Below are 9,672 nucleotides of genomic sequence, written 5' to 3'. Positions count from 1 at the left end.
AATGAATATTAAATTTAATAAAAAAGTAGTAGCATTCACGGCAGGATTAACGGTATTATCTTCTCCATTGGTATCGTTTGCAGAGGAACAACAATCTGTAAACAATAAGCAATCTACAAACCTTCAAGTGCAAGGTAACACAGACCCAATTCAAACAACAGATGAACAGGCTTTAAAAAGTATTGAAGCTAGTTTTGAAGAGGTAGACGGACGTGGTGGAGGTACTGTCGACAATAAGAAAGCAGATAGTCTTCAGCGTTCAGAAGGAATTCATGAAGAAACAGGTACATTAACTGTTCCTAACAATTCAAACAGAACAAAACGTAGTCTGTCCCCCATATCACCTAGCACCTCTAGTACAATAAACGGTGTTCCATTCACTGAATGGATTGTTCCAGCAGGTAACGATAATATTCGTCCTCAAAACTACATGAGTCCAAAGTACATTACAATTCATGAGACTGATAATACAAGTGTAGGAGCAGGTGCTAGAAACCACGCTCAATACTTATATAACCAAGCAGTAGGAAACACAGACCGAGCTGCTTCGTGGCATTTTACAGTAGACGATAAAGAGATTTATCAACACCTACCATTAAACGAGAACGGATGGCATGCAGGAGACGGTGATGGTCCAGGTAATAGAGAATCTATTGCAATTGAAATCGCAGTTAACAGTGACGGAAACTACAGTAAAGCGGTAGATAACGCTAAGAAACTTGTAGCTTATTTAATGAAAGAAACTGGTGTACCGTTAAATAACATTGTAAAACACCAAAAATGGAGCGGTAAAATCTGCCCTGCTAACATGATTAATAATGGGCAATGGGATGTATTCGTAAATAGCGTTGAGGGGTATTATAATGATCTTTATCAACCAAAAGATGACATTACAGGAGGTTGGTATGAAGAAGCTATCCGAGAGTTAAATAGAAGGGGTATTATGATAGGGGAAGGAAACGGGGTTTTCGCACCCAATAGAGCGATAACAAGGGCCGAATTTGCTCAATTAATCTCTAAATCTCTAAACCTGCCAGCTGGAGATGCTTCATTTAAAGACCTAAACGATGCAAATTCAACTTTACGAGATGGTATTAAACGTACTGCCAGCGCAGGTATCATTCAAGGTAGAGGAGATGGTTATTTTGACCCAAACACACCTATTACAAGAGAAGAATCAGCCATTATTGTAAACAAGGCTTTACAGTATAAAGGTATATGGGGACCGCTTGTAAACCTACCATTCTCAGACAAAGACCAAATTATTTATAAAGAAGACGTACAAAGACTGTATGGCCTAGGTATTGTAAGAGGTAAGGGTGACAATCAATACGACCCTAAAGGAACAACAACTCGTGGTGAAACAGCAACATTCATTCTAAATATGCTACAAGTAATTGAAAATGGTAGTGTTGAAAAGGTAATCGGAACGGCTCAAATTAATGGTATTGGGGTAAATGTTCGAAGCGGATCAGGTACAAACTATTCTATTGTTAGAAAGACAAGTAAAGGCGAAAAAGTTACAGTATATGAAGAAAAGAACGGCTGGCTAAGAATTGGAACAGGTCAGTGGATTTACTATGACTCTAGTTATATCGACTATAACAGATTATAAAAGACTAAATAGTTAAAAGAACAGGTCATATTTGGATATATAACTTACCCTCAGGTTGTGAAGAAGACTTTCTCCACAACCTGTTTTTGTGCCTGGACCCTCTTTACCTACCAATACTGATAAAAAGAGGAGAAGCAGAGATTCATTATGATGCTGGCATCGGTGAGTCATTGTAATTAGCGTGTATATAATTAAAGGCTAATGTTTTCTTGATAATTAAGTAGAGTCGACCACCACAAATAAATTAACATTAAAGAACTGATTCCCTCTTAGCGCACGAAATTCGCGTTTTATTGGTGTTCCCCCTTATATTTTTGACCGTATTTCTTTGAGTTTTGTTAGAACTAAATAGAATTTCTTAAATGGTCGTTTTTAGAATTTGATAATCGAGTATATTTTATTGGAAAATTAGAGTTGACCATAAAACCAATATCCGATATATTGGTTTTATGAAAAAAGATATTATTAAACCCATTAAACGTATGTCATTTAGAGATGAAGTATATCTAACTTTGAAAAAAGCAATTGTTACATTAGAGCTGCAACCGGAGCAACGCTTAAATGACAAAGAATTAGCAGAAGAATTTGGAATTAGCCGTACTCCAGTTAGAGAGGCGTTGAAGCGTCTTGAGGATGAAGGACTTGTTGAATCCATTCCTGGTTCAGTTACTCGTGTTGCACCATTAAATATTGAGGAGGCGAAACACGCATTTACTGTGGTAGCAGTTTTACACTCATTAGCTGCCCGTTTAGCAGTACCATTATTAAAAGAATCGGATATTCAAGAATTAGAGTTCAGTAATAAGGCTTTACTATTATCTATTGAGAAAAAAGATATTATAAAATCAATTGAAGCTGATGAGTTATTCCACAATGTTTTTTTAGATGTGGCAGGAAATCCTGAAATCATTCGTGCGTTAGAACGAAGTATATCTAAGATTCAACGTCTCGAAATCTCTCAGTTCACTTCGATAAATGGTCTAAAGTCAGTAGAACAACATCAGCAAATTATAGAGGCGTGCAAAAATAAAGATAAAGAAACAACAGCGCACCTTGTAGAACAAAACTGGTTAAGTCTTGAGAAATTAATGACTTATGAGGCAGATTGAGGTGAGAAATTTGCGCCCTATTTTTTTAGGTATATGTGCTGCTTTCTTCTTTGCTTTCACATTTATATTAAATCGAGCAATGGAGCTATCAGGTGGTAGCTGGATATGGAGTGCTTCATTAAGGTTTATTTTCATGCTGCCATTCCTTTTACTTCTTGTTATGAGTCAAAAAAAATTAAAAGTATTATTACAAGTTATGAGAGAGGATTTAAGTGCATGGTTTTTATGGAGTTTTGTAGGTTTTGGTCTATTTTATGCTCCATTATGTTTTGCCGCTGCACATGCACCAGGATGGATTATTGCGGGGACATGGCAAGTTACTATTATATCAGGATCTTTGTTAGCTCCTCTTTTTATCCAAACCTATCAAACACCAGATGGAATTATTAAGAAAAGAGGAAAAATTCCAATGAAGGGTATGAGTATGTCATTGATTATTCTTCTTGGCATTTTCCTTATGCAAATAGAACAAGCAAAATCGCTTGCTGTAAAAGATATTATGTTAGGTATTATCCCTGTAATTGTAGCTTCTTTTGCTTACCCACTCGGGAATCGTAAGATGATGGAGGTTTGTGGAGATCGTCTAGATGCTTATCAACGTGTCCTTGGAATGACATTAGCTAGCTTACCGTTTTGGTTTTTACTATCCTTGTACGGTCTTTTTACAGCAGGAATACCTAGTAAGGAGCAAACTATGCAATCTATTTTAGTTGCCATTTGCTCTGGTGTAATTGCAACTATCTTATTTTTTAAAGCGACTGATATGGTTAAAGGAGATATGCAGCAACTTGCAACTGTTGAAGCAACACAATCTATGGAGGTGCTTTTTGCTGTTATTGGAGAACTAATCTTATTACATTCTTCATTCCCCTCTATTTTATCTTGGTGTGGCATGTTTGTAATAATGCTAGGAATGATAGCACACAGTTATGTTTCCCATAAAGGTGAAACAGTGCATAACCAAAATATTAGTGCTTAATTGATATTTTAAAATGTACAGTATCAACCCTTTTCTAGCTAGTAAAAGTAATGTTATTATTATAAGTTTTATGTCAGAAATTAATTAAGTAAAAGAATATGAACAAAAGCCGATACCCTTAATATATAGGGAAATCGGCTTTTTCTTTATAAAAATTTTGCTTAGCCTACGATATTCGCGTTTTGATGGTGTTAGCCCATTACCATCAAGCTAAGAAAACAGCTCATCCCCAAAACGATAAAATGAGATGTCTTGTTACAAGAGGGTTTAAAATTTCGTTCTGAGATGCTACAAAATTTTAACTTGATGGGCATGAATCTGTACCCTTAAAAAAAAATGTGATGTTTAGAAGAAAAACGCGACATTTTAAAAGGAATTTGTGAAATTTTTGAAGAAAACAACAAAAATAGTGTAAATAAAAGCTACATACTATTTTTGTTGTTTTCTTTTTTAATCAGTATAAATTTATTAATTATTACAAGCGTTTAATGTATTACACTTTTTTCGTCCTTTAATTTCCGCCGGCTGGGCACCAAGCCAATAAGTTGGAAAAGCAGTCCCTTCAGTAACACCACCATCACGATGCATGTAATAACGCTCATCATGGTTAGCTTTAAAGTTTCCTTCAAGTGCAAGTTCCACCCACTCTGCACCAAAACGAAAAATTTCTGCAGCTACTCCACCAAGTGGGTGAAATTCATTCTCATAGACGCGTATCTCCTTTGGTGCTTCTACAAACTCATAAAGACTTAATGCTTCTTCCAAACGGGTAAGTTCATCAAATTCTCCTATTCCCATGAAGACTGGACAAGTAATCTTTGGCGCCAATTTCCACAAATTCATCTGGCTACTCAATTCGTTTTCAAAAGCAACTTCATCAGTGTAACCAGACATGTACATAAAATTTGCTTTGAAACTCGGCTGCGCTCTGTTAAAGATGGTATCAAATTCACCATATACACCTTCAAACGTCGCTATAGCGTTTATACGATTATCACTCGCAGCAGCCCGCATCCCCCAATACCCACTCATACTGATACCAAAAAATCCAATCCGCTTTGGATCAACCTCAGGCCGTTTTAATAGAAAATCGATATAACAACTAACGGCGCGTTCGTAATTAGTCAAATCAACTTTTAGACCTTCAGATACAGATTCACCTTGACCCGGTCCTTCAATTGATAGAGCTACGATGCCACGAGACGTATAATAACGTTGCGCAATCTGTATATAGTCTTCCTTAATCATATCCATACCTGGACCTAATATTACTGCTGGTGCATTATGAACTTCACCTGAGGGCAAATGAAGTAGTGCATATATCTGTTTGCCTTCAAATTCTAGTACTATACGTTGTACTGTACCTCCTCCAAGTGATGAAATAGCTGCCACACATTCGTTACAACGTTCTCGAAATGCCAATTTTCGTGGATCATCATTAAAATATGAGTATTGTGCACGTCCCCACATAACAGCAGCTCGCTGATATAGATCACGAGCAGTAACAGTGAATCCTTTTTGTTCATAATGTTTTGCGCGTTGTTGAGCCTGAGAAGCAACCGTAGCCCATGCTTTTGGTATCATTGCTCCACTCTTTACTTGAGAAAAAACTTTATCAAAATCAGTGTGGTCGTGCCCTAACTGTTCCATAGTTGCCTTTGCTTCAGGATGCAAAGCATCAAACCCACCAAGTGCAAGGGCTATATCTAAAGCCCATCCTTGAGATTGTGAACGTTGAGTCATAATAATCATCCTTTACATTTTTAGTTAAGTACTTAACGATTAAGTACTTAACTAAAATAATGAAGTATAATATGTACTTTTGTCAAGACTACAAACCAAGTCATTTTATTATTTTATTTATGAGTTAAGGTGAGCATGTATAATATTGCTTGGAAAATGAATAGTCAGTTTCTACTTAATTTGACTCTACTCTTTTTCATATGTTAATGTTAACTTCATATAATTAAGTACTTAGTTAATGAGAAAATGGTGATGTTATGACAAATTCTTCAAATAAGTTAACTGCGATAGACGAACTTAGTCAGGCCATATATAGTCTGACTGCAGCCGATGGACGTTTAAGAGGGCGAGCTACTCGTACATTAGGGGCAGTTTCAATGGTCCATGCTCGAACCCTTAAAGTATTAGCTGAAGAAGGCGAATTGTCAGTCAAAGAATTAGCTGATCGAGCAGAAACTACGGCCGCTGGTATTACTCAATTAATCAATGGATTACAACAGGCTGGTTACGTTGAGCGTGTTCGTTCAAATAACGACCGGAGAGTTGTCAATGTCCAACTTACGCCTAGTGGTTTAAATTGTCACTTAGAAAGAGAGAAAAAACTAAAACATATTCTTAATGCGAACCTTTCAGATTTTGATGCAGAGCAAATCGAAAAATCCTCTGAAATAATTAGATGTCTAGTTCATGTACTTGACCAACTATAAGAGTATTCTAAAGCTTTCTTGAGTTTTTAGAACTAACACATCGCTATTATGCTAAAAGAACTAGTTACCCCAAAATGCAAAAAATTTGCGTTTTGGGAATGGCTGAACAACAACTTGGCGGTGGAGTTAATCGCTAACTTTAAATATACATGGAGAAAAAGGATCAAAGGGGGAGGGAATTATTTTTATGGAACGATAGAGCATTTCAGATACTGTTACACATTCATAATCGTTTCTGTATAAATATCTCATGATACTTTCTAAAGCTTTAACTGTCTGAGAGGTCTGAGAAAATTCACTCCCATTCCAATCATGGAGTAGAATAATATTGCCGGGTTTAACACCTTTTGTTATATATCTAGAAATTTTGCTAGCTGCTGGATTTCTCCAATCCTGAGGATCCTGATGCCATGACCATAGAATAACAAGTTTCCCATTCTGCATAGCTGTATTAATAATTAAATCATTATGAAGGCCTCCAACTGGACGATAAAGAGTTGGTTTATAACCAGTGATTTGCTTGATAATTTTATCCGTTTGATCTAATTCTGCAGTTAATCTAGCGACGGTAATATTTTTATCATAAATATGATTATAAGTATGATTAGCAATTTCGTGTCCTTCTTTTACTTGCCTTTTTAATATAGAGGGAAACCTTGTAGCTTTATTACCTGCTACGAAAAAAGTTGCTTTCGCATTGTATTTAGCCAAAATATCAAGTATTTGTGGGGTGAAAACAGGATGAGGCCCATCATCAAATGTTATCGCAACTGTTTTTTCCTTTGCGTTTACTTCCCAAATTACCTTCCCTGTTTTTTCATACGCTTTACGACTATCTGTAAAAGCATATATGGGTATTTCTGTGGAACAAAAAGAAATGATTAAAAGAATGAGGACTATCCAATTTTTTTTCAAGAATAATACACTCCTATGGGATACAAGTAAGTTTAGTTTATGGAGTTATTCTCAAATTATTTAATAAGAAATCAAAAAAGTGGAATGAGGAAAGTGACAAGAGTTGAAGGTTAGAACTACCATGTTCTCCTCAGTTCAGGGTTCAATTTTAGATTGGTGCTATTCATCTTACACACCCTCCTTTAATGGCACACTTCTCATATTGGGGTCCCGCCAACCAAATGACATAAAACCCACACTAAGAAATTTTTTGAAAGCTGAAAAGCCGTTTTTCCCACATTAAGGAATTTCGGCTTTTATGTTTTATTTTCGGAGTGGTCGTAATGTTTCTAATGTAGTTGATTGTTTAAATTTGAATTTATATTCGAATTATGAAGGGGCTGTTCAGTATTACTATATAAGAACAACTGACAATATAATTATTGATTTGTGTATCTCTGATTTTCCAGAAATCTTCGCTATTCATAAAGGATTTAGCGATAAACAAATTAGAAAAATATATAACTGGAACTTATAAGTCTATTTAAATAACAAACTTAATTAATGGAGGAATGAAGAATGAAGATTGCTGTATCGGAATGGAAAGCATTGAAAAAAGAAACAAAGTTAAAGCTATTGCGCTATGCGATGTTAGAAAATAAGTATAAGCATGCAAAATAAAAGCTCTTCATTTGCAAGAAGCAAACAAAGAGCAAATTCATGAGTGACCGTCTAGGAAAGAAATTGGCACATTTCTTTCCCTCTTATTTTAACATATAAAAAGTTGTAGAGAAAAGGGGCGTATAGGATGGAAGAAGGGCGTATTTCCTTTCAGCAAAGATTTAAAGAATTTCTGGTTATGATCGTTAGTTTTGGAATTATTATGTTTCTCATATATGGAGAAATCCTGTTACAATAGTAAAGAATAACTTGGGTACAAATTGATAATGAAATGGGGAAATATGCTGGATGAAAGCAACCGGAGTAACTAGAAGAGTGGATGAATTAGGGCGTATAGTAATTCCAAAGGAACTTAGAAATACGCTTGGGATTAAAGAAAAATCACCATTAGAGATTTTTGTAGAAGGGGAAGACATCATTTTACAGAAGTATCAGCCTGGTCATGTTTGTGCATTAACAGGAGAAGTGTCAAATCGTAACATAGCATTAGCAAAGGGTAAGATCTCATTAAGTCCAGAAGGTGCAGAACTATTACTAAAAGAAATAGAACAGTACCTTGTCAAATAAGTGCTCCTTTTAAGGGGCTTTTTTTTATGGTTAACATGATAATTTCACATACCGTAATGATTTAAAAAACTAAAACAATATAATACTAGTCTACATTTAATCTTGTGTAGACTTAATCAGCTAAATTGAGAATGTATTGTATATTTTGGATAGATTTCTTGCGAAATATGTACCTAGAGCAGTATTTCGATTTAAATATGATACGATAGTTATATATTCGTTTTGCTAGTAAAAGGGGATGAGTGTCGATGAAAAACCACATAAAAGTAAATGGAAAAATCCTTCAAACAAATAAAAAATGGTCACATCTCAAGCAAAGACAAAGGCAACATATTTCTAATTGGTTACGTAGAGAATATACACAGTTTGTAAAAACACATTATAGAAAACCTAGGAAGTATGAACATGATGAGATTCTTCATGAAGTGATGAATCAAATACAGGAACGTGAAATTTGGATTCCTAATAGTGAAGTAAAAAGATATTATCTAAGCAAAATAGGAAAATGGTTTAGAAAAATAGAAAGTGAATGGGAATCACAAATATCCAACAGTGAAAAGCAGCAGGTATTAGAAGAAAAGTAAATACAAAGAAACCAGGGGGTGCATTTCATGTTTAATTTACAAGAAGATATGTATGAACAATTGAAAGAGAAAAAAGGGGCAGTTACAGTAATTTTAAAGAATGGCGTTCCAGTACGTGGGAAGATTCTTGCAATAGATAAATTTACCGTCCTAATGATGGTTCATGGTAAACAACAACTAATCTACAAACAAGCAATCTCTACACTTGCTATTTAATACATACTGGACTTATGTAAATATAATTCTTTTTATTGTTTATATTTTGTTATTTTCTGTTGTAGGGGTACGGAAATGATTCGAGGTATGATGGGCTACTACATTAATGCAGTAAAAACCGTAGAAATTAACCATTTCTACGGTTTTATGCTCACCTACAAACAGCACACTACAGCATCATCAAATACATCAAAAAAATAAAACAGTCCTCAAGTATTTATTTTATTCAAATACCATAACCCAATATTTTTCTTCTGGTTTACCTTCTTCAACAACTTTCTTCCAACCATTATTCTCATAAAACTTCATCGCTTTTTGATTTTCAGATACACATTTCAATCTTATTGGTTTATTCATTTTTTCTATGGAGGCATTAATCAATTGACCACCAACACCCTTACCTGAGAAATCAGGGTGAACAAATAAATTATGTATAAAATTATCTGGCAAGTACAAAGAAGCAAATCCAAGGATATGGTTATCTTCCTCTGCTAAAATTATATACTCTCCTTCAGTATGCTTATCAAAGTCTTCTAAAATCATTTCCTCTATATCTGCCCAATGAAAACTTTTACGA

The 9,672-nt window shown here is 35.0% G+C and carries 10 protein-coding genes; 7 read left to right on the top strand and 3 right to left on the bottom strand.

Annotated features, from left to right (window positions below; translation table 11 throughout):
- Position 1: 1 nt before the first annotated feature.
- The 3 genes from ACQGSG_RS23205 to ACQGSG_RS23195 all read left to right on the top strand — a co-directional run bounded on the left by ACQGSG_RS23205 (position 2) and on the right by ACQGSG_RS23195 (position 3,703).
- The gene (locus ACQGSG_RS23205; RefSeq protein WP_223618770.1) at positions 2-1,615 is read left to right on the top strand and encodes an S-layer homology domain-containing protein; all 1,614 of its coding nucleotides are present in this window, start codon (positions 2-4) and stop codon (positions 1,613-1,615) included.
- A 449-nt stretch (positions 1,616-2,064) separates the two neighbouring features.
- Positions 2,065-2,724 (top strand): GntR family transcriptional regulator, encoded by a 660-nt coding sequence (locus ACQGSG_RS23200; protein WP_098212852.1) that lies wholly within the window; start codon positions 2,065-2,067, stop codon positions 2,722-2,724.
- The gene (locus ACQGSG_RS23195; protein ID WP_272795291.1) at positions 2,711-3,703 is read left to right on the top strand and encodes a DMT family transporter; all 993 of its coding nucleotides are present in this window, start codon (positions 2,711-2,713) and stop codon (positions 3,701-3,703) included. Before ACQGSG_RS23200 ends, ACQGSG_RS23195 begins: the two co-directional genes overlap by 14 nt.
- Positions 3,704-4,171: 468 nt before the next feature.
- Here the strand turns inward: ACQGSG_RS23195 and ACQGSG_RS23190 are convergent, their stop codons facing one another.
- Positions 4,172-5,446, bottom strand: a complete 1,275-nt coding sequence (locus tag ACQGSG_RS23190) for an alpha/beta hydrolase (RefSeq protein ID WP_149287575.1) — start codon at positions 5,444-5,446, stop codon at positions 4,172-4,174.
- A gap of 257 nt (positions 5,447-5,703) precedes the next feature.
- Between ACQGSG_RS23190 and ACQGSG_RS23185 the strand changes: the two genes are divergently transcribed.
- A complete protein-coding gene (locus ACQGSG_RS23185; RefSeq protein ID WP_000185335.1) occupies positions 5,704-6,153 on the top strand; it encodes a MarR family winged helix-turn-helix transcriptional regulator in 450 nt (149 codons plus the stop codon).
- A gap of 126 nt (positions 6,154-6,279) precedes the next feature.
- Here ACQGSG_RS23185 and ACQGSG_RS23180 read toward each other — a convergent pair whose 3' ends face one another.
- Positions 6,280-7,068: a polysaccharide deacetylase family protein gene (locus ACQGSG_RS23180; RefSeq protein WP_426948125.1), complete on the bottom strand. Its 789-nt coding sequence runs from the start codon at positions 7,066-7,068 to the stop codon at positions 6,280-6,282.
- Between the two features lie 948 nt (positions 7,069-8,016).
- On the opposite strand from ACQGSG_RS23180, the gene ACQGSG_RS23175 reads away from it, so the two are divergent.
- From ACQGSG_RS23175 to hfq, 3 genes are all read left to right on the top strand, one after another.
- Positions 8,017-8,295, top strand: coding sequence for an AbrB/MazE/SpoVT family DNA-binding domain-containing protein (locus ACQGSG_RS23175; RefSeq protein ID WP_426948123.1), 279 nt, complete (start codon positions 8,017-8,019; stop codon positions 8,293-8,295).
- A 248-nt stretch (positions 8,296-8,543) separates the two neighbouring features.
- Positions 8,544-8,879, top strand: a complete 336-nt coding sequence (locus tag ACQGSG_RS23170) for a transposase (RefSeq protein WP_426948121.1) — start codon at positions 8,544-8,546, stop codon at positions 8,877-8,879.
- Between the two features lie 27 nt (positions 8,880-8,906).
- A complete protein-coding gene (gene hfq, locus ACQGSG_RS23165) occupies positions 8,907-9,095 on the top strand; it encodes an RNA chaperone Hfq (protein ID WP_426948119.1) in 189 nt (62 codons plus the stop codon).
- Positions 9,096-9,317: 222 nt separating this feature from the next.
- On the opposite strand, the gene ACQGSG_RS23160 is transcribed toward hfq, so the two are convergent.
- Positions 9,318-9,672 (bottom strand): GNAT family N-acetyltransferase (locus ACQGSG_RS23160; RefSeq protein WP_426948118.1); only part of this gene is annotated, 355 nt, incomplete at its 5' end.

The organism is Bacillus sp. GMa5/1 (assembly GCF_050172015.1).
GTDB classification, from domain to species: domain Bacteria; phylum Bacillota; class Bacilli; order Bacillales; family Bacillaceae_G; genus Bacillus_A; species Bacillus_A cereus.
This window is presented reverse-complemented; position numbering and strand designations above follow the sequence as displayed.